Annotated in this window: 24 protein-coding genes and 1 pseudogene; 10 read left to right on the top strand and 15 right to left on the bottom strand. The window is 71.5% G+C overall.

Going from position 1 to position 23,928, the window contains the following annotated elements; genetic code table 11:
* Positions 1 to 3: 3 nt before the first annotated feature.
* The 6 genes and pseudogenes from ACT3T5_RS17020 to ACT3T5_RS17045 all read right to left on the bottom strand — a co-directional run bounded on the left by ACT3T5_RS17020 (position 4) and on the right by ACT3T5_RS17045 (position 6,725).
* On the bottom strand, positions 4 to 882 hold the full coding sequence (locus ACT3T5_RS17020; protein WP_444595003.1) for a helix-turn-helix domain-containing protein: 879 nt from the start codon (positions 880 to 882) through the stop codon (positions 4 to 6).
* A gap of 327 nt (positions 883 to 1,209) precedes the next feature.
* Positions 1,210 to 2,589: an LLM class flavin-dependent oxidoreductase gene (locus ACT3T5_RS17025; protein ID WP_444595004.1), complete on the bottom strand. Its 1,380-nt coding sequence runs from the start codon at positions 2,587 to 2,589 to the stop codon at positions 1,210 to 1,212.
* A complete protein-coding gene (locus tag ACT3T5_RS17030; protein ID WP_444595005.1) occupies positions 2,586 to 3,554 on the bottom strand; it encodes an LLM class flavin-dependent oxidoreductase in 969 nt (322 codons plus the stop codon). Before ACT3T5_RS17030 ends, ACT3T5_RS17025 begins: the two co-directional genes overlap by 4 nt.
* Positions 3,551 to 4,567, bottom strand: a complete 1,017-nt coding sequence (locus ACT3T5_RS17035) for a transporter substrate-binding domain-containing protein (RefSeq protein ID WP_444578832.1) — start codon at positions 4,565 to 4,567, stop codon at positions 3,551 to 3,553. Before ACT3T5_RS17035 ends, ACT3T5_RS17030 begins: the two co-directional genes overlap by 4 nt.
* 203 nt (positions 4,568 to 4,770) lie before the next feature.
* Positions 4,771 to 5,508: pseudogene (locus tag ACT3T5_RS17040) on the bottom strand (amino acid ABC transporter ATP-binding protein); the annotation flags it as partial.
* Between the two features lie 176 nt (positions 5,509 to 5,684).
* Positions 5,685 to 6,725 (bottom strand): amino acid ABC transporter permease, encoded by a 1,041-nt coding sequence (locus ACT3T5_RS17045; protein WP_444578833.1) that lies wholly within the window; start codon positions 6,723 to 6,725, stop codon positions 5,685 to 5,687.
* Between the two features lie 146 nt (positions 6,726 to 6,871).
* Between ACT3T5_RS17045 and ACT3T5_RS17050 the strand changes: the two genes are divergently transcribed.
* The 3 genes from ACT3T5_RS17050 (at position 6,872) to ACT3T5_RS17060 (ending at position 10,452) form a co-directional block, all read left to right on the top strand.
* Positions 6,872 to 9,448, top strand: a complete 2,577-nt coding sequence (locus ACT3T5_RS17050; RefSeq protein ID WP_444595006.1) for an FAD/NAD(P)-binding protein — start codon at positions 6,872 to 6,874, stop codon at positions 9,446 to 9,448.
* Between the two features lie 84 nt (positions 9,449 to 9,532).
* Positions 9,533 to 10,033, top strand: coding sequence for a MarR family winged helix-turn-helix transcriptional regulator (locus ACT3T5_RS17055; protein WP_444595007.1), 501 nt, complete (start codon positions 9,533 to 9,535; stop codon positions 10,031 to 10,033).
* Entirely contained in the window at positions 10,030 to 10,452 is a 423-nt protein-coding gene (locus tag ACT3T5_RS17060) for an organic hydroperoxide resistance protein (protein ID WP_444595008.1), read from the top strand. Before ACT3T5_RS17055 ends, ACT3T5_RS17060 begins: the two co-directional genes overlap by 4 nt.
* A gap of 38 nt (positions 10,453 to 10,490) precedes the next feature.
* Here the strand turns inward: ACT3T5_RS17060 and ACT3T5_RS17065 are convergent, their stop codons facing one another.
* The 4 genes from ACT3T5_RS17065 to ACT3T5_RS17080 form a co-directional block, all read right to left on the bottom strand.
* On the bottom strand, positions 10,491 to 12,287 hold the full coding sequence (locus ACT3T5_RS17065; protein ID WP_444595009.1) for a SulP family inorganic anion transporter: 1,797 nt from the start codon (positions 12,285 to 12,287) through the stop codon (positions 10,491 to 10,493).
* Positions 12,288 to 12,294: 7 nt separating this feature from the next.
* Positions 12,295 to 12,663, bottom strand: coding sequence for an ArsR/SmtB family transcription factor (locus ACT3T5_RS17070; RefSeq protein ID WP_444595010.1), 369 nt, complete (start codon positions 12,661 to 12,663; stop codon positions 12,295 to 12,297).
* A 137-nt stretch (positions 12,664 to 12,800) separates the two neighbouring features.
* Positions 12,801 to 13,289: a DUF4383 domain-containing protein gene (locus tag ACT3T5_RS17075; RefSeq protein WP_444595011.1), complete on the bottom strand. Its 489-nt coding sequence runs from the start codon at positions 13,287 to 13,289 to the stop codon at positions 12,801 to 12,803.
* A 210-nt stretch (positions 13,290 to 13,499) separates the two neighbouring features.
* Positions 13,500 to 14,396, bottom strand: a complete 897-nt coding sequence (locus tag ACT3T5_RS17080; RefSeq protein ID WP_444595012.1) for an ornithine cyclodeaminase — start codon at positions 14,394 to 14,396, stop codon at positions 13,500 to 13,502.
* Positions 14,397 to 14,447: 51 nt separating this feature from the next.
* On the opposite strand from ACT3T5_RS17080, the gene ACT3T5_RS17085 reads away from it, so the two are divergent.
* Entirely contained in the window at positions 14,448 to 14,960 is a 513-nt protein-coding gene (locus ACT3T5_RS17085; RefSeq protein ID WP_444578840.1) for a hypothetical protein, read from the top strand.
* Positions 14,961 to 14,975: 15 nt separating this feature from the next.
* Here the strand turns inward: ACT3T5_RS17085 and ACT3T5_RS17090 are convergent, their stop codons facing one another.
* A complete protein-coding gene (locus tag ACT3T5_RS17090; RefSeq protein ID WP_444578841.1) occupies positions 14,976 to 15,512 on the bottom strand; it encodes a DUF2087 domain-containing protein in 537 nt (178 codons plus the stop codon).
* Between the two features lie 174 nt (positions 15,513 to 15,686).
* Here ACT3T5_RS17090 and ACT3T5_RS17095 point away from each other — a divergent pair, with 174 nt between their 5' ends.
* Together ACT3T5_RS17095 and ACT3T5_RS17100 are read left to right on the top strand one after the other, a co-directional pair.
* Positions 15,687 to 16,952 carry a thermonuclease family protein gene (locus ACT3T5_RS17095; RefSeq protein ID WP_444595013.1) on the top strand — a complete coding sequence of 422 codons (1,266 nt, stop codon included), beginning with the start codon at positions 15,687 to 15,689 and terminating at the stop codon, positions 16,950 to 16,952.
* Positions 16,953 to 17,121: 169 nt separating this feature from the next.
* Positions 17,122 to 18,102 (top strand): aldo/keto reductase, encoded by a 981-nt coding sequence (locus ACT3T5_RS17100; RefSeq protein ID WP_444595014.1) that lies wholly within the window; start codon positions 17,122 to 17,124, stop codon positions 18,100 to 18,102.
* A 71-nt stretch (positions 18,103 to 18,173) separates the two neighbouring features.
* On the opposite strand, the gene ACT3T5_RS17105 is transcribed toward ACT3T5_RS17100, so the two are convergent.
* On the bottom strand, positions 18,174 to 18,929 hold the full coding sequence (locus ACT3T5_RS17105) for an SAM-dependent methyltransferase (RefSeq protein WP_444595015.1): 756 nt from the start codon (positions 18,927 to 18,929) through the stop codon (positions 18,174 to 18,176).
* A 236-nt stretch (positions 18,930 to 19,165) separates the two neighbouring features.
* Here ACT3T5_RS17105 and ACT3T5_RS17110 point away from each other — a divergent pair, with 236 nt between their 5' ends.
* Entirely contained in the window at positions 19,166 to 19,342 is a 177-nt protein-coding gene (locus tag ACT3T5_RS17110) for a hypothetical protein (RefSeq protein WP_444578845.1), read from the top strand.
* Between the two features lie 61 nt (positions 19,343 to 19,403).
* On the opposite strand, the gene ACT3T5_RS17115 is transcribed toward ACT3T5_RS17110, so the two are convergent.
* Positions 19,404 to 19,997 carry an AAA family ATPase gene (locus tag ACT3T5_RS17115; RefSeq protein WP_444578846.1) on the bottom strand — a complete coding sequence of 198 codons (594 nt, stop codon included), beginning with the start codon at positions 19,995 to 19,997 and terminating at the stop codon, positions 19,404 to 19,406.
* A gap of 249 nt (positions 19,998 to 20,246) precedes the next feature.
* Here ACT3T5_RS17115 and ACT3T5_RS17120 point away from each other — a divergent pair, with 249 nt between their 5' ends.
* Both ACT3T5_RS17120 and ACT3T5_RS17125 read left to right on the top strand, forming a co-directional pair.
* Positions 20,247 to 20,423 carry a hypothetical protein gene (locus ACT3T5_RS17120; protein WP_444578847.1) on the top strand — a complete coding sequence of 59 codons (177 nt, stop codon included), beginning with the start codon at positions 20,247 to 20,249 and terminating at the stop codon, positions 20,421 to 20,423.
* Positions 20,424 to 20,586: 163 nt separating this feature from the next.
* Positions 20,587 to 21,021: a hypothetical protein gene (locus tag ACT3T5_RS17125; protein ID WP_444578848.1), complete on the top strand. Its 435-nt coding sequence runs from the start codon at positions 20,587 to 20,589 to the stop codon at positions 21,019 to 21,021.
* 6 nt (positions 21,022 to 21,027) lie between these two features.
* Here ACT3T5_RS17125 and ACT3T5_RS17130 read toward each other — a convergent pair whose 3' ends face one another.
* Together ACT3T5_RS17130 and ACT3T5_RS17135 are read right to left on the bottom strand one after the other, a co-directional pair.
* Positions 21,028 to 21,807 (bottom strand): response regulator, encoded by a 780-nt coding sequence (locus ACT3T5_RS17130; protein WP_444595016.1) that lies wholly within the window; start codon positions 21,805 to 21,807, stop codon positions 21,028 to 21,030.
* On the bottom strand, positions 21,792 to 23,075 hold the full coding sequence (locus ACT3T5_RS17135) for a sensor histidine kinase (RefSeq protein WP_444595017.1): 1,284 nt from the start codon (positions 23,073 to 23,075) through the stop codon (positions 21,792 to 21,794). The genes ACT3T5_RS17130 and ACT3T5_RS17135 overlap by 16 nt, the downstream gene beginning before the upstream one ends.
* Before the next feature lie 164 nt (positions 23,076 to 23,239).
* Between ACT3T5_RS17135 and ACT3T5_RS17140 the strand changes: the two genes are divergently transcribed.
* Positions 23,240 to 23,928: CPBP family glutamic-type intramembrane protease (locus ACT3T5_RS17140; RefSeq protein ID WP_444595018.1), on the top strand; the 689-nt coding region annotated here is incomplete at its 3' end.

Here is a 23,928-nt window from a genome sequence, read left to right on the forward strand (position 1 = left end):
GCCTCAATCCTGCGCGGTGCCATGGCCGCCCGCTTGAAGGTTTCGGCGCTCCTCCTGGATCCAGGCGCTGGGGGAGGCACCCGTGAAACGACGGAACTCCCGGGTGAGATGAGCGTGGTCCGCATAGCCCACATCGGCGGCGATTCCCGCGAGATCAGGGCTGCGCTCGTGATGCACGGTGCCGGCGATCGTCGCGAGCGCGGCCTCGAAGCGGGTTAGACGGGCAGCGCTCTTCGGACCAAGTCCGAACTCGCGGGCGAACTCGGTGCGCAGCTGCCGCGGGGATAGGAATACCTGGCCCGCGAGAGTGTCCATGGTGATCCGTCCCCGGGAGGCGAGCACGAGTCGCCAGGCCTCGGCCACGTCGGCCCGGACGCGCCCGGCGCGCGCCGCAGGGTCGGCGCACCAGGTGCGGAACGTGCGGGCGATCCGCTCGATGCGCTCCCTCGGGCCGGCGGAGTCGCCGACCCGCTCCCAGAGGTCTCGTCCGATTCGGCCCAGCACCTCGGCGCCGTCGAAGGCGCCGACGAGATCCGCCGCCCGCACGCCGAACAGGGTGCGGGCGGCGAGGGGGTCGATCTGCAGCTGGATGCCCTCCTGGTGGGTGGGCTGGTCGATGAGGATCGGCGCCGTGTGCATCCCGGCCAGGACCAGATCGGCGCGGGATCCGGCCGACGTGCCCAATGCGCCTTCGTCCCAGGCGCCCAGCACAGGTCCGTCCAGGCTGAAGATGGTGGTGAGGGTGGTGCTCGGCAGACCGCGGTGCACCCCTGCCTCCAACCCGCGGGCCCGGTACGCAGAGCCGCCGCGGAGGCCGGGCACAGCGGCCGGCGCCACGCTCACGAACTCGAGCGTGGCGGGCGGCGCGGCATGGTCGCTCACGATCCCAGGATCCCGCTCCCTTCCATGGACGGCAAGGGTCGCCGCCTCCGGAAGCGCGTCGGGTGGGGAGCGGTCAGGGCCGCAGCGTGACCCGTCGGAGGAAACCGGGATCAGACCGGCGTGCCGACTCGCCCGCGCGCTCCTCTGCCCGGCGTCCCGACCTGTCCGCGTGCTCCTCTGCCCGGCGTGCCGACTCACCCGAGCGCTCCTCTGCCCGGCGTGACAAAGTTGGGGGATAGCGACTGCCATTACCCCAACTTCGTCTCATTCAGTCCCCCACGTCGTCCATTCCCCGGGCGTCGTCACGGTGTGCCGCTCAGCGGCGACTCAGACGGGCGGCAGCCCCAGGTTCTCCCGCAGCGTGGAGCCGGCGTAGTCGGTCGGGTAGACGCCGCGCTCCTGCAGGCGGGGGATGAGGTGGTCCACGATGTCGTCCAGGCCTGAGGGGATGAGCCACGGGGTGATGTTCAGGCCGTCGATCGCTCCCAGCCGGGCGAACTCCACGAGACGATCGGCGACCGCGTCGTAGCTGCCGCTGAAGGTGCCGCGGCGGGAACCGGCCTTGACCCGGGCGAACTCGAGGATCGACTGACCCTTCTCCGCGGCTTCCTCGCGCCACTGCTGCGTGAGCTCCTGGGCCTTGGCGAACTGGAAGCCGGCCCCGCGGGTCACGCCGGACTCGACCACCTCCGGCTCGACGTCGGGGAGAGGCCCCTCGGGATCGAAGTCCGACAGGTCCCGGCCCCAGTACTGCTCGAGCAGGGCGATCGCCTGCTCGGGGCCCACCTGCAGATCGCGCACCCAGCGGATCTTCTCGTCGGCCTCCTTCTCGGTGGGCGCGAGCACCACCTCCGCGCCCGGGAGGATCTTCACGCTGTTCGCGTCGCGGCCCACCGCGACGGTGCGCTCGGCGATGCTGCGGCGGAAGTCGACCGCCGCCTCGAGGGTGCCGTGCGGGGAGAAGATGACGTCCGCCGTGCGGGCGGCGAAGTCCTGCCCGGCGGGCGAGGCCCCGGCCTGGAACAGCACCGGCCGGCCCTGCGCGGAACGGGGCAGATCGCCCTGAGCACGCACCGAGTAGTGGTCGCCGTCGTGCTCGATCTGCTCGCCGCGCCAGAACTGCTGGGCGACCTCCACGAACGCCTCGGCGTGCACGTACCGGTCCGCGTGGTCGAGATAGCCGCCGCGCCGGAAGTTCTCCCCTGTCCACGCGTTGTCCGTGGTCACGACGTTCCAGCCGGCCCGGCCGCCCGAGAGCAGATCAAGGGTCTGGAACCGACGGGCGAGGTCCACGGGGTCGTTGTAGGTCGTGTTTTGGGTGGCGACCAGACCGATCTGGTCCGTGACCGCCGCCAGCGCCGCGAGCAGGGCCTGCGCATCGGGACGCCCGGCCACGTCGAACTCCAGCGGCACGCCGCGATGCTCACGCAGCCGCAGCCCCTCACCCAGGAAGAACGCCGCGAACTTCCCGCGCTCGGCGGTGCGCACCAGCGCCTCGAAGGACTCCCAGGCCACCTGGTCGCCGCTCTGGGGCAGTCGCCAGATGGTCGAGGAGTTCACGCCCTGGAAGAACGCCCCGAAGGACAGCTGCCCGGTGGGGGTGTGCGCAGGATGGATCGGATGCTCAGCGGGGCCGGTGGCCAGGGCGGCGGCCTCGGCGGACGGCTCGGTGTCGGCGGCGGGGCGGAACGGGGCGGTGGTGCTCATGCGAGGTCCTCGGAGTTCAGACGGGCGCGGTCGGAGCGACGCGCAGGATCGGCGGCACGGGCCGCGACGGGCAGGCCCAGCTGGTCACGCAGGCTCTGCCCGGCCGACGGGGCCGCGGCGAGCAGCCCGCGCTCCCGCAGGGCGGCGGAGAGCTCGGCCACGGTGCCCAGCGGATCGGCCTCCAGGTCCAGACCCACCAGGCGCACCAGGCGCACGGCGGGACCGGCATCCTCGGCCAGCGCCCGCTCGACGGCGTCGACGACGGCGTCGGGGCGGGCGCCCGTGGACACATCGAGGTCGAGCACGCGCCCATCGGCCAGCTCGGTCGCGACGCGCTCGCCGGCGGCGGCGCGGTCCGCATCGGCGATCAGCACCGGGAGCAGGCCCTGCGGGGAGCGCGGGGTGATCGCCGGCCCGCGCACCGCGAAGGACTCGCCCTCGAAATCGGCGTACTGCAGGCGCGCGGCGTCCACGTACACGCCCGATGCGGTATCGCGCACCACGGCGTCCTCGGCCCAGGAGTCCCACACCAGCCGCGAGGCCTCGAGCACGTCGGCCGCCTCGCGCGCCGTGTCCTCCAGACCCAGCGTGGTGCGGCCGACGGTCGCGGCCACCGTCGGATCGGTCTCCGCCGTGAGCAGCCACCCGGCACGACCGTGGCTGATGTGGTCCAGGCTCATCAGCTGCGTGGCCAGGTGGAACGGCTCCACGTAGACGGCGTCGGTGCGCGGCAGCAGCGCAATGGCGTCGGTGAGCGGAGCCAGGTGGGAGGCGACATGGATGGGGTGGAGCCCGCCGTCGCTGATCGTGAGGGCGCCGATGCCCGCGCGCTCGAGACCGTGGGCCAGAGCGGCGAACGAGCCCAGCAGGGCGGGATCGCTGACGAGGTCCACGGCGAGCACGGGCAGGGTCGTGGACCTCTCGCCCCGGGTCCGGTCGGCGGTGTGCTGGATGGTGCTGCTCACGGGTTCTCCTGGGTGTGGGCGCGGGATGTGGTCACGGCTTCCTCGGTCAGCTGCCAGCGCTCGAGCACCTGGGCGTAGGTGCCGTCCTCGATGAGGGCGTTCAGCGCGGCCGCATAGGGCTCGGCGAGACCGCTGCCGGCGGGGAACGTGCCCGCGACCAGCGTCTCGTCGGGCCAGCCGGCGTTGATCTTGCCCTGCAGCTCCATGTCGTCGCGGCGCGAGGCCACGAAGGAGAGCGAGGCGAAGGGGGAGAGATAGCCGTCGACCCGGCCGGAGCCGAGGGCCAGCAGGGTGTCGGCGTCGGTCGAGTAGTTCTTCAGCTCGGCCGGCTCCTTGCCGGCGGCCTCGAGCTCCGCGTTCCAGTCGGTGAGGATCCGCTCCTGGTTGGTCGCATTGCCCACGGCGATGATGCGCCCGCTGAGGGAGTCGGCGTCCTCGAGCCAGAAGTCGGCGCCCTTCTTCGCGAGGAAGGACATGTACGCCGCCCGGTAGGAGGCGAAGTCGAACTTCTGCAGCCGCTCGGCGTTGATGCCGATGTTGGCGTGCACCACGTCGAACTCCCCGGCCTCGAGCTTGAGCGGCCAGTTCTCCCAGGTGGTCAGATTCAGCTCGAACTCGAGGCCGAGCTTGTCGGCGACGATCCGGGCGATGTCGATCTCGGAGCCGATGTAGGTCTGGTTGTCGTCGGCCAGGAACGACAGCGGGGCGGCGCTGGTGCCGTTGATCCCCACGCGCAGCACACCGGACTCGGCGATCTCGGCGGGCAGCAGGGCGGCGGCCTCCGCGTCGGCAGAAGCCCGGATCAGGTCCTGGCTGCCCGAGGTGTCGATGGGACCGGCGCCCGAGCCGCCCCCGTCGGACGCTCCGGAGCCGCCGTCGGAGACGGTGCCCCCGGCGGACGCGGTGGGCACCGGATCGGAGCAGGCGGCGAGCAGGCCGACGGGCAGCAGCAGGCCCGCGGTCGTGACGGCGCGACGGGACGGGAGGCCTGAGAGGAAGCGGGAACGGGTCATGAGTGGTCCTCGGAGTGATGACGGGGGAGCGGGGTGCGGCTGGTGGCCTGGTCCGCGCCGATGACGGGGGGATGGGAGGAGCCGACGCCGGCGAGATCGCCGGGCGGGGCCGTCCGCTCGGGAGCGGCACCGGAGACGGGCTGCTGCGCGGGGGACGCCGGGGCCGGTGCCGGGCGGAGGTCCGGATCCTCCGTGCCGGTGCGCACGCGCTGCAGGAAGGACCGGGTGCGCTCGTGGGCGGGATGGTCGATCACGCGGGACGGGGGCCCCTGCTCGACGACCAGCCCCTGATCCATGAACACGACCGTGTCCGCCACGTCCCGGGCGAAGGAGATCTCGTGGGTGACGATCACGAGCGTGGTGCCGGCCCGAGCGAGGGACCGGATCACCGCGAGCACCTCCTCGACCAGCTCGGGGTCCAGCGCGCTGGTGGGCTCGTCGAACAGCAGCACCTTCGGCTCCAGGGCCAGGGCCCGGGCGATCGCCACCCGCTGCTGCTGGCCGCCGGAGAGCTGGCGCGGATACACGTCCGCCTTGTCCGAGAGCCCCACCAGGGCGAGGAGCTCGCGGGCCCGCGCCTCGGCCTGACGGGCAGGCACGCCGAGCGCCCGACGCGGAGCCTCGGTGACGTTCTGCAGCGCCGTCATGTGGGCGAACAGGTTGAAGCTCTGGAACACCATCCCGATCGCGGTGCGCTGATGGAGCACCTCGCGCTCGGGCAGCTCGTGCAGCAGGTCGCCCTCACGGCGGTACCCGATGACCTCGCCGTCCACGCTGATCAGGCCCTGATCCAGGGTCTCGAGGTGGTTGATCGTGCGCAGCAGGGTCGACTTGCCGGAACCGGAGGGGCCCAGCACGGCCGTGACCGAGCCGGGAGCGATCTGCAGGTCGATGCCGCGCAGCACCTCGAGGTCCCCGAAGGACTTGTGCACGCCGCGGATCTCGACGAGCCCGCCGCGTGAGCGGGCAGCGGGGCGCGCGGAGGGTGCGTGAGCAGGAGGCTCCGTGGCGTGCCGATCCGCCTCGGAGAATCGGAGGGCCGGTTCGGAATCGGATCCGATCTCCGGGATGAGGTGAGGGCGCGAGATGCCGCGCCCCCGCAGGCGGTCGAGGATGCTCATGCGACGGCTCCCGTCGGGGTGGAACGGCGGGCGAACCGGGCGCGCAGGCTCTGCAGCGGCGTCGGCGGCAGGTTCCGCACGGCGCCCTTCGCGTAGTGGCGCTCGATGTAGTACTGCCCGATCGAGAGCAGCGAGGTGATCACGACGTACCAGAGGGTCGCGACCAGCAGCATCGGCAGCACCTCCTGGGTGCGTCCGTAGATCAGCTGGATGGTGAAGAACAGTTCGGCGTGGGCCAGCACGTAGACGATCGAGGTGCCCTTGACCAGGCCGATGATCTCGTTGAACGCGGTGGGCAGGATCGCCCGCATCGCCTGGGGCAGCACGATCCGCAGGGAGCGGTCGCGGGCCGGGATGCCGAGCGCGCCCGCCGCCTCCAGCTGCCCCTGGTCCACGGAGAGGATCCCGCCGCGGATGAGCTCGGCCGCATAGGCCGCCTGGTGCAGGCCGAGCCCCAGGATCGCGGCGAGCATCGGGGTCATGAGGTCGCTGGTGCGGGCGTCGACGAGGGTGATGTCCGTGAGCGGGATGCCCAGGGTCACGCGTTCGTAGAGGTAGCCGAGGTTGTACCAGAGCAGCAGCTGCACCAGCAGCGGCGTGGACCGGAAGATCCACGAGAACGTCCAGGCCACCCCGGAGATCAGTCCGGAGGGGGACAGGCGCATGAGAGCGAGGATCAGCCCCAGGGTGAACCCGACCGCGCCGGCGAGGACCGTGAGCTTCAGGGTCTCCAGCAGGCCGCGGAGGATCGATTCGGCGAGGAACCACTGGGCGACCACGCCCCACTCCCAGCGCGGATTGGTCACGAAGGAGTACGCGACGACGGCCACCAGGAGGCCGACGGCGACCGCGAGGACCACGCGGCCCGGATGGCGGGCCGGCACCACCCGCAGATGCGAGAGGTCCTCGGCAGGGATCGGGGCGGGCTGGCACGACATGGGGTCCGCTCCGGTCGCCGAGGCGTGCCCGGTGGCAGCGGTACCGGCTGCCTGGGGGACGTGGCGTGCGGTCTCTTCGGAGACGGCGGAGGAGGTCATGAGGTGCCTTCCGTGACGATGCATGAACGCGAGGGCGGACATGGCTTGCACTGCCCGACGGTATAAGCGAACCTAATGGACATGCAAGGCGGCGGCTATGGGTCGTCACAGTGCGACACAGATACAGCTTCGGAAGGGATCCCCTGATGACCTCTCGGAACAGCCTCGCGAGCACCCGCCTCGTGATCGTCGGCGGCGGACCGCGAGCGATCGGCGTGCTCGAACGCCTCGGCGCGAGCGCCGCGCTGCCCGAGCAGGCCGCGCAGCTGGCGCGCACCGGGCTGCACGTGGACATCGTGGATCCGCACATGCCCGGCGCCGGGCGCATCTGGCGCGCGACCGAGAGCCCGCTGCTGCTGATGAACTCGCGCGCGGCCGACGTCTCGATCTTCACCGACGACACCGTGGACTGTGACGGCCCGGTCGTCGCAGGGCCCTCGCTGGCCCAGTGGGCCGACGGGATCCGCCGCGGCACGATCGCCGCGCCGACCGCCGGTACGGATCGCCTCGCGGAGATCGACGCCCTCGTGGCCACCAGCTTCGCCAGCCGCCGGGTGCAGGCGCTGTACCTCGAATGGTTCTTCGGGCAGGTGCTCGCGGCCCTGCCGGCGACCGTCACCGTCACGGTGCACCGCACGACGGCGACCGCCGTGCGCCGACGTGGGCCCGCGAGCTGGAGCGTCGAGCTCGAGGAGCGCGACCCGCTGCAAGCCGACCTGCTCGTGCTCGCCGCCGGTCACACCGACTCCCGCCCGTCGGCCGCGCGCCATGAGCTGGCCGCCTTCGCCCGTCGCCACGGCGGCGCCTATCTGGCACCCTCGCAGGCCGGCGATGCCCATCTCGACCAGCTCGCCGCCGGTCAGGAGACGATCGTGCGCGGCATGGGCCTGGGCTTCATCGACCTCATGGCGCTGCTCACCGAGGGTCGCGGCGGCCGGTTCGAGCCCTCCCCGCTGCCGCAGGACCCGGATCGCGTGGAGTACCGGCCCTCCGGTCGTGAGCCCCGGCTCTGGGTCGGCTCGCGTCGCGGCGTGCCGTATCACTCGAAGGTGCGCGACGAGGGCGATCCTGCCGGGCCCGGCGACCTCGTGCACGTCACCGCCGAGAAGCTCCGGGAGCGGGAGGACGCCCAGGGGCGCCTCGACTTCCGGGCCGACGTGGTGCCCCTGATCGCCGCCGAGGTGGCGCGATGGGTGCCCGATGCCCCGCGCGCCCAGCCGGGGGAGGAGCCCCTGGCCTGGCTCGATGATCCGCTGGCCCGGCTCGGTGAGGATGCCTCGGAGCAGGCCGCCCGCGACGCCGTGGTCCGCCACATCGAGCACGACCTGCGCTCCCGCACCCAGGGCGACGTGAGCTCCGCCCGGGCGCTGTTCCAGCTGCTGCTGCGCCTGCACGGAGTGCTCGTGGACCAGCTGCCCGCCAGCCGGCTGCGAGAGTCCTCGCGCGGCGACTATCCGCACTGGTGGCACTCGCTGTTCAGCTTCGTGGACTCCGGCCCGCCCCCGCACCGCCTCCACCAGCTGCTCGCCCTCGAGCGCGCAGGCGTCGTGCGCTTCCTCGGCCCGCGCACCCGCGTTCGCGCGGACGACGTCACCGGGCGCTTCGTGGCACGCGGCGGCGCCGACGTGCAGGTCTCCGCCACCGCCCTGGTCGATGCCTTCCTGCCCGAGCCATCGCTCGTGGAGTCCACGAACCCGCTGCTGCGGGATCTGGTCGCGGGCGAGAGCGCTGTGGGGCGCGAATCCGCCGCGGCGGCCGGCACGCTCGAGGTCGATGAGCGATACCGGGTCATCGCGCCCGACGGCGCCGCGCACGAGGGGCTCTGGGCGGTGGGTCCCTGGACCTCCGAGCTGCCGATCGGCGCCTTCGCCCGCCCCCGCACCAACGCGCCCTGCCATCGCCGCAACGATGCCCTGGCCCGGGAGATCCTGGATGCGGCGCTCGCCCTGTCCGGGCGGACCGCGCGGCCCGGCGCGGTGCCCGCTGCCCCGAGCCGCGCGGGGCGAGCCGCTCCGGGTGGCCCGGCGCTGAGCGACCCTGCCCTGGGCGACCCGCTGCCCCGTGCCCTGACGGCGCCGCGCCTGGGGATCCTCGGCCCCGGCAAGATCGGCACGGCCCTGGCCCGCACCGCCCTGCGCGGCGGCCTCGAGGTCCAGGTCGCGGGCCGCGCCGCGGCCCCGGCGGTCGCCGCGAAGCTCCCCGGCGCGCTCCCCGTGGACGCCGAGGATCTCGCGATGACCTGTGACGTCGTGGCGCTCACCGTGCCCTTGCACGTGGCCCTGGCGATCGATCCGGAGGTGCTGCGCGGCGCGATCGTCATCGACGCCACCAACCCCTGGGGCGAGGCCGACGCCCTCGCGGTGGCCGCCGCTCGTCTCGGGGCCGGCGACCTGCGCGACGAGCTCTCGACGAGCGAGCTGCTCGCCACCCACCTGACCGGCTCCCGCGTCGTGAAGGCGCTGAACCACATCGGTTATCACGACGTCGAGGATCAGGGCCGGGAATCCGGGCATCCGCGACGCCGGGCGATCGCGGTCGCCGCGGATGACTCCCGCGCGGCCGACGTGGTCGCCGCCCTGCTGAACCGCCTGGGCTACGACGGGGTTGCGCTCGGCGCCCTCGCCGCCGGGCGCCACCTCGAGCCCGGAGCCGGGCTGTTCAGCGGCTGGAGCACCCGGGATGAGCTTCATCGCCGCCATCGCGAGCAGGTGCGCGTGGCCTGAGCGGGCACCCCGCCCGGTGCCTGGATGATGTGACGTGTGCACAACTCGGTTGTGCACAACTTGATGGGGTGCCACGATGGGCGCATGACGACGACGGACGAGATGGTGTGCTTCGCTCTCTACGCGGCCTCGCGCGCCACAACCCAGGCCTACCGGGCGCTGCTCGAGCCCTGGGGGCTCACCTACGGCCAGTACCTCGTGCTGGTGATGCTGTGGTCCGAGGGTGAGCAGAGCGTCTCGGCGCTGGGAGAGGCGCTCCAGCTGGACTCCGGGACCCTCTCGCCGATGCTGCGACGCATGGAGACGGCCGGGGTGGTCGTGCGCCGACGCGGCGGTCCCGATGAGCGAGTGGTCACCGTGTCGCTCACCGAGCACGGCGAGGACCTGCGTGATCAGCTCTCCCACGTCCCCGCTTGCATCGCCGAGGGCACCGGGATCGGCAGCCTTCAGGAGGCGCAGGCGCTGATCTCCACGCTGCAGGACCTCACCCGGTCGATCCGCGACGTCGTCCCGCCCCAGCTCCCCGGCGCACCCGCCGGGGCCACCCGCCGACCCGCATCGGCATCAGAGGAGAAGACATCATGAAGACTCTCTACACCGCAGAATCCCTGTCCACCGGCTCGGGACGCGACGGCCACGTGCGCACCGTCGAGGGTGCCGTCGACCTCGACATGGCGACCCCGACCGCGATGGGCGGCTCCGGCAACGGCGCGAACCCCGAGCAGCTGTTCGCCGCCGGCTACGCCGCCTGCTTCCACTCGGCGCTGACCCTGGTGGCCGGCAAGGCCAAGGCCGACGTCACCGACTCCACCGTCGGCGCCCGCGTGCACATCGGCCCCGACGAGAACGGCGGCTTCCAGCTCGCCGTCGAGCTCGAGGTCGTCATCCCGAACCTGCCCCACGAGCAGGCGCAGGAGCTCGCCGACACCGCCCACCAGGTGTGCCCGTACTCCAACGCCACCCGCGGCAACATCGAGGTCACGGTCACCGTCTCGGACGACTGACCGCTCCGCTGATCCCGTCGGCGCCGGGGTCGATGGGATCAGCTGCGCGTGGCCCGAGCCGTCGGCCCATCGGGGGTCGGCGCCTCCTGCGACTTCGCCGGCTGCCGGGCTGCACGATCGCGCCGCACGTGCGAGCGGGCATGCTCGAGCGCGGCGTCGAACTCCACGAACAGATGATTGTGGTGGCGCAGCGCCCGCAGCACCCCGACCTTGCGGAACAGCGCGGAGTGGTCGTCCTGCACGCCCTTGAGGAGCACGGTGATCCCTCGCCGCTCGAGCCCGCGCACGATCTCCGAGAGGATCTTCGCGCCGGAGGCGTCCACCGCCTCGAGGGCGGACATCCGCAGGATCACCACGCTCACGGGCCCCACCGCCATCACGGTGTCGAAGACCCGCTCCGCGGAGACGAAGAACAGCTGCCCGTCGAAGCGCACCGCGAGGATCTCCTCGTCGCCCTCCTGCGGCTGGGCGGAACGGATCGGCTCGAGGGTGACCCCGCTGGAACGGGAGATCCCGCGCAGGGCGAAGATCGCCGCGAGCGTCACACCGATCAGCACGGCCGCGATGAGGTCGAAGGAGACCGTGATCAGAGCGGTGATGACGAAGGTGAGGGAATCCGCCCGGGTGGAACGAAGGATCGTGCGCACCGTCGCCAGATGGACCATGCGCACCGCCGTCATGAACAGCACGCCCGCGAGCGCCGCCAGCGGGATCGCCCCCACCGGGCCGGACGCCGCATAGACCACGGCGAGCAGCACAAGCGCATGCACCACCGAGGCCAGGCGGCTGCGCGCACCGGCCCGCACGTTCACCGAGGTGCGGGCGATCGCGCCGGTGGCCGGCATGCCGCCGAACAGGGAGGCGCCGATCGAGGCGACGCCCTGCCCCACCAGCTCCCGATCCGGGTCGTACACGCCGGTGTCGGCGAGCCCGGCAGCCACCCGCGCCGAGAGCAGCGATTCGATGGCGGCCAGCGCCGCGACCGTCGCCGCAGCAGGCAGCAGCACCTGGAGCAGCGCCGGATCCAGGGCGGGCAGGGACGGGGAGGGGAGCGTCGCGGGGATCGTCCCGATCCGTGCCAGCGGACCGGGCAGGACGGCGCACAGCACGGTCACCAGGACGATGCCGATCAGGGAGCCCGGGACCGAGGGGTGGATCCGCGGGGCGATCAGCATGCAGGTCACGACCACGGCGACCGCACCGAGAGCCTGGAGCAGGTATCCGGGATCGGCCGCGGAGAGGGCCTGGGCAGCGGCGACCAGGGCATTCGAGCTGAGCTCACCGGGGGCCGCCTGCACCGGAGACGTCACCAGGGGGATCTGCTGCATGAAGATGATGCACGCGATCCCGAGCGTGAACCCCTCGATGACGGGCCAGGGGATGATCCCGACGACCCTCCCCAGGCGCAGCACTCCGGCGGCCAGCACCAGCAGTCCGGCCAGCAGGGTCACGGAGGCGACGGCGGCTGCGCCGTAGTTCGCGACGATCGGGACGAGCACCACGACCATCGCCCCGGTGGGCCCGGAGACCTGCACGTTCGATCCGCCGAAGACGGCCGCCAGCAGGCCCGCGATGATCGCGGTGACCAGGCCCTGCTCCGCGGTGAGCCCGGAGCTGACCCCGAAGCCGAGGGCGAGCGGGAGCGCCACGATGCCCACCGTGACGCCCGCCACCAGGTCGCCCTTCCATGTGCGGCGGAGGTCGCGGTAGTCGGACGGGCCGGGCAGCAGGGAGGTCGCGCGTCGCAGTTGCGTGCGCCAGCGGGCCGACGGGGTGGCAGGGGCGTTCTCGGTCTGGGTACGTGGGGGAGCGGGGATCCGCGCAGAGCTGGTCATCGGCCGGTCATCGCTCCGCACCGGGCAGTGCCGGGAGCCCCTGGGCGTCGCTGAGCCGGTCGCTGTCCGCGGCGAGGATGCCCAGCAGCAGTGCGCGCGCCACGGCGAGCAGCTCCGCGGTGCGGGGGTCGGCGAGGCGGTAGTAGACGTGGCTCGCCCGGCGCTCGGAGGTCACCAGGTGGTGACGCCGCAGGACGGACAGGTGCTGCGAGAGGTGGGACGCCTCGAGCCCCGTCTCCTGCTGGAGCGTGGTGACGCTGACCTCGTCGGCGGCCGAGAGCAGCTCGAGGAGGCGGATCCGGAGGGGATGGGCGAGGCCCTTGAAGAGGTTGGCCTTCACCTCGTAGAGGGGGCGCTGCGACTGACTTAACGACATGATGAAATCATCATATCGGGTTTGGGTAGGGGCGGCATCCCCATGTGAGCACAGCGATGTCGCGATGTCCCGAGAAGCGGCGACCTCGCCGACCAGATACTGCCGTCGGCGTCCGCGCAACGGCCCACGATCGACGCTCAGGAGGGCTGGTGGGCCTTCGTCGCCGCGGGAGTGACATCTCGAGAGAGGAACGACAGTCCGAACATGACGAGAGCAATGACGAAATACGCCCAGTCGTCGACACTGTTCAGCGGCAGGAAGTTGGAGTACGAGCTCCGGTCGACGAGCAGGCCGAAGACCCACAGCACCACGGCGACACCACTGCCGACCCGCAGGTACCAGCGCGCCGAGTCCGAGAACCTCGACAGTGCGAGACCGGCCAGGCCGGCGAGCAGATGGATGACGTTGTGCAGCACGGACACCTGGAAGATGCCCAGCACCATCGCTTCGGAGCCGTAGCCCATCTCGATGTTGTTGAAGTTCCATGTCACGCTCGGGACGAATCCGGCGAAGCCGATCATGAGGAAGAAGATCCCGCACATGATCGCTGCCCACCTCACGGGGGCGCGTGCAGGATCATCGTTCGCCCGTGTCAGGGGTGGGTCGATGGGGCCGTCGATTGCCATGACAGGTCCTCCGATCGTGTGCTCCGTGCAGGAGCTTCGATGGGGCCGCCGGCGCGGTGGATGCACCGACGGGCACGGCTGCGAAGCGGACATTCCGTCCGACGCTGTGTGACCCAGGCTACGCCCGCAGTGGCGGCCGCGAAAGGGGTCGACGGATCGGTTCGACGGGGCTCGGCGCCTCGGAGCCTGCGCCGTCGGCCGGTGCCATGCTCAGGCCTCGGCCGCCCGGGCGACGACGTCGGCGAGCACCACGTCGCCGAGGCCCGAACCGAGGTTCTGCACCACGAGCAGGCCCTCGGGACGGCCCTCGCGCAGCAGGTCACCGGTGCTGCCGCTCGCGAGCGGATAGTCCGCGCCGTGCTTGAGCACGCGCAGCGCTTCGAACTGCACGGGATCGTCGGCCACCACGGTGCCGGTGCGGGAGAGCTCGGCGCCGGCCACCGAGGCGTAGTCCAGGGGGAGGAGCGTCGCGTCGGGACGGATCTCGCGCAGAGACAGCTCCGAGCCGGTGAGGCCAATGGGCAGTCCGCTGATCACCACGCCTGCGTCAGCGACTGCCTCGGCGCGGTTAGTGGTCAGGCGCAGCTCCAGGTCCGGCGTGTGGATGGCGCACCAGGCTGCGAGCTCGTCGAGGGCCTCGCGGCGCCTGCCCCACACCGTGAGGGGGCCGCGGCCCAGGGACTCGAGCACCCGGGCATGCGATCGGGCCTGCACCCCGGTGCCGACGAAGGCGACCGGGCGATCGTCCAGTGCGAGCGAGGCACCGGTGACCGCCGCGGTGCGCAGGGCGGTGAGCGCGGCGGCGTCCATCGTGGCGCGGGTGGACCCGTCGGCCGCAGAGAGCACCATCAGCCCGCCGATCAGCGGCCGGCCCTGGTCGCGGTTCGAGGGCGTGACGGTCACCCATTTCATGCCGAGCAGGCCGCGCTCCGGCCACGCCGCCGGCATGGCGTTGGCGAACCCGCCCTCCTCGTGCACGACCTGGCTCTTCGGGGTCACCGAGGCGGCACCATCGGCCAGGGCCAGCAGCGTCTCGCGCATCAGCTCGACGGCGTGGAGAGGGTCGGGCAGGAGGTCGCGGACCTGGTCATCGCTGAGATGGAGCATGGGTGCACCGTAGCCGCCGCACCGGGGAGGGGGCAGCTCTAGGCTGGGGGCATGGACAGCACATGGGGGAACAACGGTCAGGGGCCAGGTGACGACCAATCCTGGTTGGGTGGCAAGGACCGCGGAGGGTCCGGTCCGTCCGGCTCCGATCCGTCCGGCTCCGGATCGTCCGGGACCGGGTGGTCCTCGGACTTCGGCGACAGCGGTCCGGCCTCCGGGGCGACGGACCAGCGGGCGCCTGACCAGCATGGACCCGACCAGCAGGGGCCCGTATTCGGGGACAGGTCCGGCCAGGACGGCTCGAGCCGAAGCGAGGGGAACGGTTCGGGCTGGGCCTCGGGCTTCACCGGCGCGAACGACTCCGGCAGCAGCAGCAGCAGTCACGGCTCGGGCAAGGGGACGGCCGCGGTGCTGATCGGGGTGCTGTCCTCCGTGGTGGGCATCGTCATCGTCGCCGTCTTCGCCTTCAAGATGGGCATGGACTTCTGGTGGGTGCTGCTGTTCGTGGGCATTCCCCTGATCCGCCGGGTGGGTCGCCTGCTGGGGAGGTCCACCCGGAGGTGACGGCCTGAGCCCCGGTCAGGTGCACCCGGTGAGCCGGTAGGCGGTGCCGTCGGGCGTGCGGGTCAGCACCCCGGAATCCACCGCATCGCGCCGCACGAGCGCGACGTCGCCGACGAACATCGCGATCGCGGCATTGAGCTCGGGCTCGCTCAGCACCCGGTCGCGCCCGACGCGCTCGAACACCAGTCGCGCGATCCGTCCGCTGACCTCGCGGCTCTCCGCGGTCGGGACTGGGATGCCGTCGAGGCGCGGCACCTCGAGGATCGCCTGATCGGACCGCATCAGCGAGAGGACGTCGGCCACGTCGCGGACAGCGGCAAGATCGACCTCGCCGTCCGCGTCCAGCCAGTCGATGCGGGACAACGGCCCGCTCACGCTCGGGTTCTCGGGCGCCCCGGTGGTCTCGGCGTTGGTCTCGGATGTCCCGGTGGCCGATGCCCCGGCGCCCGAGAGCCGCGCACCCAGCCCGGCGCGCAGCTTCGGGGTCGCGAGCAGTGAGAAGAGCATGCGGGCTCGGCCCAGTGGGGCCTGGAGGTCACGGGGTGTGGTCATGGGATCAGTTCTTTCGGGTGCACGACACGGGGATGCCCAGCATGGCGCACGGTCCGGCCATCGGTCTCTCTCTTTCTTCGGGGAGCCTGCCGAGGCTGATTCGGGGGCGCCCGGTTTGTCAGATTCTCTGGGATCATGGCGTATCGGGCGGGTTGATCTCTGAGAGGCGGCGTCGTGAGCGTTGGACAGGGGGTGCCGGGCCAGGTCGGGCCGCGGCGGAGCAGGCCGTGGGGGAAAGCCGCTGTCGGCCTCGCAGCAATGGGCCTGCTCGCCGGTGGGGCGTATGCGATGACGACCGGCGACGATCGTCGAGGAGAGGTCGTACGCGTCATCGATGGGGACACGTTGATCGCGCTGGTCGATGGGGAGGAGACGACGATCCGTCTGCTGAACATCGATACCCCGGAGACGAAGGACCCCGATGAGGAGGTCCAGTGTCTGGGCCCGGAGAGTGCGGAGTTCCTCGTCGAGCGGCTTCCGGCCGGCACCGAGATCGAGCTCGAGTACGACCGGGAACGGACCGACCGTTACGACCGGACGCTGGCGGGCGTCTACGAATCCGGTGCACTGATCAATGCAGAGATCGCCGCCGAGGGCCTGGGGGTCCCGGTGCTCTTCGAGCCCAACGATCGCTTCCTCCCGGAGGTCGAGGAGGCGTCCCGGGCCGCACAGGAGGCAGGTCTGGGTCTGTTCTCCGCAGAGATCGCCTGCTCGCTGCCGGCGCAGGTGCAGGCTCTGGACAACGCCGCCGGCCAGATTCCGCTCACTGTCGACGGGGACCCGGCCGACGCCCTCGCCGGAGCGACGTCGCTGGTCGAAGAGCTCGACGCCTTTCGCACGGCTCTCGGGCCGGACGGGCTGCCCGGCCTCGGGAACGCCGTGATGGCGGTCCCTGCCATGGAGACCTTCCTCAGCACGCTGAGCATCGAGGCCGACGGTGCACGGGAGCACGCGGAGACGGCTCGCATGACCCTTGACGACGCGAAGAGTGACTTCGACGCCGAGCAGGAACGCCTCGAACGGGAGGAGCAGGAACGCCTCGAACGGGAGGAGCAGGAACGCCTCGAACGGGAGGAGCAGGAGCGCCTGGATCGTGAGGCCCGCGAGGAGCAGGAACGTCTGGACCGCGAGGAACAGGATCGTCAGGACCGAGAGGAGCAGGACCGGAAGGATCGAGAGTCCGAGAAATCGGCCCCCGCTCCCTCGGCCCCGCCCAAGACCGGAGGCTCGAGCGGTGGGTCGGGAAACGGATCGTCCTCCGGCGGCGGCTCGACCTCGCAGCAGACCAAGAAGCCTGCTCCCGCACCGGAATCGGAGAAGCCCAAGTCGTCCTCCGGCTGCACCCCCTATGGGCCCGAAATTTCGAACGCTGCTGACGGGGGATACACGGGTCTTCGCTATGGAATGCCTGGTGGGAAGACATTCCGAAAGTGCTCGTGATCCTCGAGGGCGACGTGGAGGAGAGGGAACGCCTGGCCGGGCAGCGCCTCCGCCTGGCGCTCCGGCGCCGAGGGGTGCACTCGCAGGCACTCCCTCGTCCTGCTGCTCCCGGGGATGATGGAGCTCGACGGGCGACGCAGCCCGGAGCCGAACTCAGAAGGAGCACCTCATGGAGTACGTGAAGCTGGGAAACACCGGACTGGATGTCTCGCGGCTGTGCCTGGGCGCGATGGGCTTCGGTGATCCCGAGCGCTGGATCCACCCGTGGGTGCTCGAGGAGGATGCCGCCCGTCCTGTCATCCAGCATGCGCTGGACGCCGGCATCAACTTCTTCGACACCGCGAACGTGTACTCGATCGGGCGCAGCGAGGAGATCCTCGGCAAGGCGCTGGTCGACTACGCGAACCGCGACGAGATCGTGCTCGCCACCAAGGTGCACGGCCGCATGCACGAGGGCCCCAACGGCAGTGGCCTCTCACGCAAGGCGATCCTCTCCGAGGTCGACAAGAGCCTCGAGCGCCTCGGCACCGACTACATCGACCTGTACATCATCCATCGCTGGGACTACACGGTCCCGATCGAGGAGACGATGCGGGCGCTGGATGACGTGGTGCGCTCGGGGAAGGTCCGCCACATCGGCGCGTCCGCGATGTTCGCGTGGCAGTTCCTGCAGGCCCAGCACGTGGCCGAGGTCAACGGCTGGACGACGTTCATCTCCATGCAGAACCACTACAACCTCCTGTACCGCGAGGAGGAGCGGGAGATGATGCCGCTGCTGCGCGAGTTCGGCGTCGCCTCCACGCCATACAGCCCGCTGGCCGCCGGGCGCCTGACCCGCGACTGGAACGCGGACACCGAGCGCGCCCGCACCGACACCACCGCGAAGACGAAGTACGACTCCACCCAGGGCACCGACCGGGAGATCGTGGAGCAGGTCGCCCGCATCGCCGCCGACCGGGGCGTGGAACGGGTGCATGTGGCCCTGGCCTGGCTGCTCGCGAAGGACCCGGTGGTCTCCCCGATCATCGGCGCCACGAGGACCAGCCACCTCGACGGGGCGCTCGGTGCTCTGGATCTGGAGCTGACCAGTGAGGAGATCACCGCGCTCGAGGCTCCGTACGTCCCCCATGAGGTCGTCGGCGCCCAGTGACCCACGGTGCGCAGACCTCACAGTGAGCAGTGGCGTTCCCGCGGGAACGTCACTGCTCTCGTGAAGTGCGGTCAGCGGCGCCGTGCCCGGATCAGGTGCCGCGTCGAGTGGGCGACGAAGGAACCCTCGCGGCGGATGATCGCGTCCATCGCGAGCAGTCGATCCCGGTAGCGGTCGACCTCGAAATCCGGCACCCACCACACGCACTTGCGCAGGATCCACACCACGGCCCCCACGTCGAAGAACGCCATGCGCAGCCGCGCTGTGCGCAGATCCAGGATCTCGAGGCCGGCGGCTTGCGCCGCGGCCACCTCGTCGTCGGGGTGGCGGCCGCGGCGCTGCTGCGCGGTGGTGGGGCCGACGAAGTGCTCGATCAGCTCGAAGGCCGAGCTCGGGCTGACGTGCTGGGCGAGGTACTGGCCTCCCGGCCCCAGCACGCGGGCGATCTCCGGCCAGTCCGGGCGCACCGGATGGCGGGACGTGACGAGGTCCGCGGCGCCGTCGGCCAGAGGGATCGGCGCGCCGGGAGCGGTCTCGTGCACGACCACCCCGCGGGGACTCAGCAGCGCCCGGGCCTGCGCGGCGTTCGGCGGCCAGCTCTCGGTGACGTGCTGCTGCGCGGCCAGGCGCGGGCACTGCCCGAGCACCTCGCCGCCGCCGGTGTCCAGATCGATCGCCACCCCCGCGGTGGCCACGGCGTCGGCGAGCAGGACCGCATAGCCCCAGGGCGGGCGCTCCTCGGTGGCGCGCCCTGCGAGGTGGCCGAAGCCCCAGCCGTCCACATCAGCCCGCGCGGCCTCGGCGATCAGCGTCTCGGCAGTGCTCATAGGGACCATGGTGCCGGGAGCCGCCCGCGAGCGTCGAAAGAATACCCCTCTGGGGAACCACCCGGCATCGTCCCGTCGGGGCGCCGGAGGAGCTCATTTCTGGCCCCTGAACGGGTATGATGCATGGTCGAGCAGGACGCCTGTCGGGTGCATACGACCGGCCCGTCGCCACCTCCGCAGCACGGAGGGAAAGGACAGCAGATGCCCTTCACGCCCCCGACCGAGCGGGCTGCCGCATGAGCGGCCCCACCCTCGCCCTGGCCATCGCAGCGGGCGTGCTGTGCGTCGCCGCGGTGATCTCCGTCTACCTCACGAACGTCACCGCGCGACCCGGCGCGATCCCGCGCTGGGTGGTCGTCCTGAGCTGCGCCGCGCTCCTCGTCAGCATTGCCGCCGTGGTCTCTGCGCTCTGACCCTCTGGCCCCGACCCTCTGGCCCGTGAACGCTGTGCAGCGACCGTGCGGGCACGACGGGTCAGGCCCCGGAACCGGCTGACGGTTCGGGCTCGGCTGACCAGCCGGACCCGGTCGACCGCTCGGCGATCGCCGCCCGGATCCGCGAGACGCTCTCCTCGAGGCTCGTCGTCGAGGTCTCCAGCACGAGGTCGGCGTTGATCGACCGGGCGTCGTCGGCCCATCGCACGTGCGCCGCACGGAGGAATCCAGGGTCCCGGGAGACCCCGCGGGTCGGATCCGCCAGCGCGCGCTCGAGCGCGACCTCGACAGGGCAGGTGGCCACGACGGTCAGCACAGGCGTTCCCGCGGGAACGTTCTGGAGCACCCTGTCGAGCTCGCCCTGGTCGCTGACCGACTCGGCGATCACCGTGTCCAGACCGGTCCGCAGCCACTGCCCGGTGACCTGGGCGAAGATCCGGTGCGCAGCGGCCCAGTCGGGCAGCGTCGGCCGCGCCATGTCGGCGATGGCATCGAGCTCGACCAGCGCGATCTGCCGGCCCCGGCGGCGCAGGTCCGCGGCAAGGCGCCGGGAGACGGCGCTCTTCCCGGCGGCGAGAGGACCGGCGATCAGGATCAGCGTCGTGCGGACCGGGAGGACGTGGTCTCGGGGCATGCGGCCCATCATGCCTGGGAGGACGTGAGCAAGACGACCCCGGCGAGCCATCGGCGCCCATCAGGGATCCATCACGGAGGAGTATTCTGCAGGCTTTGCCCCAGGAGCGTGCGGGCTCGTCGGCGGCGCCCATGTCCCGTCCCCCGGATCGCCATGACCGGCCCACGCACCAGGAACCCGAGACGCCCGAGAAGCGCGAGAAAGAGGACCGATGGTGTCGTCACGACCCTCCACCGGTGGGGTGGCTCGATGAGCACCCTCACGATCCTGCTGACCGCCTTCGCCGGGATCCTGTTCCTGGCGACCATGATCTCGATCCACCTCTCCTGCGTGACGGCCCGGAATCGGCCCATCCCCCGGTGGATCTTCGCCCTCGGCGGCGCCTGCCTCGTGGTCGCGACCGCGGCGGTGCTGTCCTTCTTCTGATCCGTCGCCCGACGCCTGCTCCGTCGGCCGACGCCCGGGCGTACGTGCGCGGCCTCGGCCGCGGGGCGGTGGGGTGTCGTATCCTCTGACCCAGCAGAGCGCGGCCGCGGGGGCGGTCGTCGCAGGGGGAGCGCCGCGGCGCCGCGACACAGGAGCGAACGCGATGATGGACAGCACCGGGCCCGAGGGCATGCCTCAGGACCCCTTCGGACAGGACCCGGCACCGCACGAACAGGGCTCGCACTCCGCGCTCCCGTTCCGCGAGGACCGCGACGGAAGCACACAGTGGAACGCGGACTTCTCCGCAACCGCGCCCGAGCACGACACGGCCACGTCCGATCGGGCCGACCTCGTGAGCAGCATCGGCAAGGCCGCGTTCTTCCTCGTGGTGCTGGCCTTCATCGGAGGCATCTGGCTCTTCATCTCCCGCCAGCGGGCGCAGATCGAGGCGGGCTTCTCCGGCTCGACAGACGTCTCCAGCGGGGGCATGTTCGACTCCCTGCCGTTCTCTCCGATGGTCCTGATCATCGGACTGTTCCTCGTCGTGGGCGTGCTCAAGCCCGTCGCGACGGCGCTGTGGCGGATCCTCAAGAGGTGAGAGTGCTCAGCCGCCCAGCTCGAGCACCCGGATCGCGAGCTGCACGCGGTTCGTGACCTGCAGCTTGTGATAGAGCCTGCCCAGGTGGGTCTTCACCGTCGCGACGGACATGAACAGCGCCTCGCCGACCTCGGGGTTCGCGAGTCCCTGCGCGACGAGCCTGCCCACCTCCCATTCGCGGTCGGTGATCCCTGACGGGGCCGGGGATGATGCCGGTGCCTCGGCGTCGGCCTCCGCGGCGGACCCCTGTCCTTCCGGCCTCTTCCCTCCGGTTCCCACAGCGCCCGCGGGAGTCTGCGTGCCGTCGGACGCGAGGCGCACCAGGCGGGTGAGCACGTCGGGTGAGAAGCGCGGACGGTCACCGGCCGCATCGAGCACCGCCTGCACGACCTCCTGGGGAGGGGAGTCCTTGAGCAGGAACGACACCGCGCCGGCCCGCAGCGCCTCCAGCAGGAACTCGTCGGTGTCGAAGGCGGTGAGCATGATGACGCGTGCGTCGGATCCCGCCTCGCGCAGCGACCGCAGCGCCTCGAGCCCGGTCATGCGGGGCATGCGGATGTCCATCAGCACCACGTCCGGGTCCAGGGCGCCGATCTGCTCGAGCGCCGCGCTCCCGTCGGCCGACTCCCCGATCACCTCGATGCCGTGGGTGCCGTGGATCATCAGGCGCAGACCGGCGCGCATCAGCGCCTCGTCGTCCACCAGCAGCACCCGGACCGGGGCCGTCACAGACCTCTCGGATCCTGCGGATCCCTCTGATTCCGTCTCGTTCACCATGGCATCCATGCTTCCACCTCGAAGGAGTCCTCGTGCACGCGATGTTTCGCGTCGCCGCCCAGCAGGCGGGCCCGTTCCTGCACCCCGAGCAGCCCGTGCCCGGTGGAGGTCGACGCGTGCAGTGCGCTCGCCGGCAGCGGATTGGAGGCGTGGAGGTGCACGGTGTGGTCGGCCCGCGAGAGCGTGATCGCCAGGGGCGCGCCGGGCGCGTGCTTGGCGGCGTTGGTCGTGATCTCGGTGAGGATCCGGGCGAGCGTCACCACGGTGCTGCGATCGGCACCCTCGAGATCCTCCGGGGTGAGCCCGACCCAGGTCAGGTCCACGTCCTGGCCCTCCTCGCGGCACCTCTGCACCACGTCGGCGAGCGTGGGGACGGTGGCCAGCGGAGTGTCGCCGCCGGTGGTGCGCAGAGTCATCAGCACGGTGCGCAGCTCGCGGTTGGCCTGTTGGGCGGCGTCCCGCACCGTGCCCGCGCTGCGTCGCAGCTCGGTGACCGGGAGGTCGTCGCGGTAGGACATCGCGCCGGCGTGCATGGCGATCGTGGCCAGATGGTGGGAGATGCTGTCGTGCATGTCGCGGGCCAGGGCGGAGCGCTCCTCGGCGCGCACCCGGGCGTCGTCCGCGTCGCGCTCGCGCACCAGAGCAGCAGCTTCGCGCTCGGCGGCGTCGCGCGCCAGCTGCGCGGCCTCCCGTTCCCTGTCCGCGGAGGCGGCGTGCTCCCGCAGGGACGCCAGGAGCTCGGTGCGGGTGCCGACCACATGGCCCAGCAGCAGGGGGACCAGGGCGAGGACCACGATGATGCCCATGGTGGTGAGCTCCAGCATGCCCGGGTCGGTCCCCCGGATCCGGGTATCGAGGACCATCGTCGCCAGCGACATCCCGGAGACCAGCAGCACTGCCACGACGTCGAGCACCAGGCGGCGCCGGACCCCCAGTCGGTACATGCCGATCGCCGCGGCCACCCACGCCCATCCGCTGATCCCGGCCGCGGTGGCAACCAGCAGATGCGCTGCGCTGTGCCACCGACCGGGAGGCACGAACCGCAAGGGACCGATCGCGAGCGTGGCGACCACACCCACCAGGGCGTCGACCCCGTACATCCCCAGCAGACCCTCGGGAGGGTTGTGGGAGAACTCCTCGAGCAGCATGCCGAAGTTGATGAGGAAGAACAGGAAGCCCAGCGCCGTGCACACCAGGGACTGGGCGACCGCGGTCGCCCACTGGCGCACGCTGCGCACGGACGGCGCGGCGGGAGCAGGAGGCGCGGTGACGGTCATGGCACCAGCGTAGAGATCGATCTGCGGCCGACGGATCGGCCATGCGGCCGATGACCCTCGTCGCGCCATCAGCCGAGCGGCAGGTCCGGGCGGAGGACCCGAGCGGCGCAGACGAGGACGCACGGCGGATGCCCACACCCGAGCCGGGACGAGAGGATCGGGGCATGACGCAGCACGAACCCCTTCCCCGCACCACGCCGTCCCAGCCTTACCATCGCATCGCCCGCGCGATCCCGCACCGCGGCTACTGGTGGCGCCCGCTGGTCACGACCGCCGTGGCAGCATTCGTGTGGATCGCCATGAACCTCCAGGTCATGGTGCCGCTGATGATCCTCGGGGAGCTCTGGCCGGCGGCCTCCACGAGCCCCTCCCTGATGGATCCGTTGAACCCGGCCGACCAGGTGCTGGGGCTGGGCATGCTCGCGCTGCTGGTCCCCGCGGTGCTGGTGGGATCGCTGGCCGGCTACGGCCGGGCAGGCATCGTGCTGTCGGTGATGGGGCGATTCCGCTGGGGCCTGCTGGGGCGGGCGGCGCTCGTCGTCGGCCCCGTGTACGTGCTGCTGAACATGGTGCTGAACCTGATCTTGGAGCGCGAGGCGATCGTGATCCCGCATCTCGGGCCGGCCGTGATCCTGGCGTGGCTCGTGGCCCTTCTCCTCGCCCCGCTGCAGTGCGCGGGCGAGGAGGTCGCCTTCCGGGCGCTGCCGATGCAGGTCCTCGGCACCTGGCTGCGCTGGCCGCTCCTCGGGATCCTGGTGCCCGTGCCGCTGTTCGTGCTGGGCCACGGCTACAACTGGGTGGGGCAGATCGACATCGCCCTCTTCGCGATCGTGATGGGCCTGCTGGCCTGGAA

The sequence above is a fragment of the Brachybacterium sp. AOP3-A1-3 genome (genome assembly GCF_052378285.1).
Classification (GTDB): Bacteria; Actinomycetota; Actinomycetes; order Actinomycetales; family Dermabacteraceae; genus Brachybacterium.

Coding starts and splice junctions, on each gene's coding strand:
- ACT3T5_RS17085 (WP_444578840.1), top strand. CDS start 14,448: ATGGACAGCACATGGGGGAACAACGGTCAGGGGCCAGGTGACGACCAA.
- ACT3T5_RS17075 (WP_444595011.1), bottom strand. CDS start 13,289: ATGGCAATCGACGGCCCCATCGACCCACCCCTGACACGGGCGAACGAT.
- ACT3T5_RS17090 (WP_444578841.1), bottom strand. CDS start 15,512: ATGACCACACCCCGTGACCTCCAGGCCCCACTGGGCCGAGCCCGCATG.
- ACT3T5_RS17070 (WP_444595010.1), bottom strand. CDS start 12,663: ATGTCGTTAAGTCAGTCGCAGCGCCCCCTCTACGAGGTGAAGGCCAAC.
- ACT3T5_RS17125 (WP_444578848.1), top strand. CDS start 20,587: ATGATGGACAGCACCGGGCCCGAGGGCATGCCTCAGGACCCCTTCGGA.
- ACT3T5_RS17130 (WP_444595016.1), bottom strand. CDS start 21,807: ATGGATGCCATGGTGAACGAGACGGAATCAGAGGGATCCGCAGGATCC.
- ACT3T5_RS17105 (WP_444595015.1), bottom strand. CDS start 18,929: ATGAGCACTGCCGAGACGCTGATCGCCGAGGCCGCGCGGGCTGATGTG.
- ACT3T5_RS17120 (WP_444578847.1), top strand. CDS start 20,247: ATGAGCACCCTCACGATCCTGCTGACCGCCTTCGCCGGGATCCTGTTC.
- ACT3T5_RS17060 (WP_444595008.1), top strand. CDS start 10,030: ATGAAGACTCTCTACACCGCAGAATCCCTGTCCACCGGCTCGGGACGC.
- ACT3T5_RS17025 (WP_444595004.1), bottom strand. CDS start 2,589: ATGAGCACCACCGCCCCGTTCCGCCCCGCCGCCGACACCGAGCCGTCC.
- ACT3T5_RS17080 (WP_444595012.1), bottom strand. CDS start 14,396: ATGCTCCATCTCAGCGATGACCAGGTCCGCGACCTCCTGCCCGACCCT.
- ACT3T5_RS17115 (WP_444578846.1), bottom strand. CDS start 19,997: ATGCCCCGAGACCACGTCCTCCCGGTCCGCACGACGCTGATCCTGATC.
- ACT3T5_RS17065 (WP_444595009.1), bottom strand. CDS start 12,287: ATGACCAGCTCTGCGCGGATCCCCGCTCCCCCACGTACCCAGACCGAG.
- ACT3T5_RS17135 (WP_444595017.1), bottom strand. CDS start 23,075: ATGACCGTCACCGCGCCTCCTGCTCCCGCCGCGCCGTCCGTGCGCAGC.
- ACT3T5_RS17050 (WP_444595006.1), top strand. CDS start 6,872: ATGACCTCTCGGAACAGCCTCGCGAGCACCCGCCTCGTGATCGTCGGC.
- ACT3T5_RS17045 (WP_444578833.1), bottom strand. CDS start 6,725: ATGACCTCCTCCGCCGTCTCCGAAGAGACCGCACGCCACGTCCCCCAG.
- ACT3T5_RS17110 (WP_444578845.1), top strand. CDS start 19,166: ATGAGCGGCCCCACCCTCGCCCTGGCCATCGCAGCGGGCGTGCTGTGC.
- ACT3T5_RS17100 (WP_444595014.1), top strand. CDS start 17,122: ATGGAGTACGTGAAGCTGGGAAACACCGGACTGGATGTCTCGCGGCTG.
- ACT3T5_RS17035 (WP_444578832.1), bottom strand. CDS start 4,567: ATGACCCGTTCCCGCTTCCTCTCAGGCCTCCCGTCCCGTCGCGCCGTC.
- ACT3T5_RS17055 (WP_444595007.1), top strand. CDS start 9,533: ATGACGACGACGGACGAGATGGTGTGCTTCGCTCTCTACGCGGCCTCG.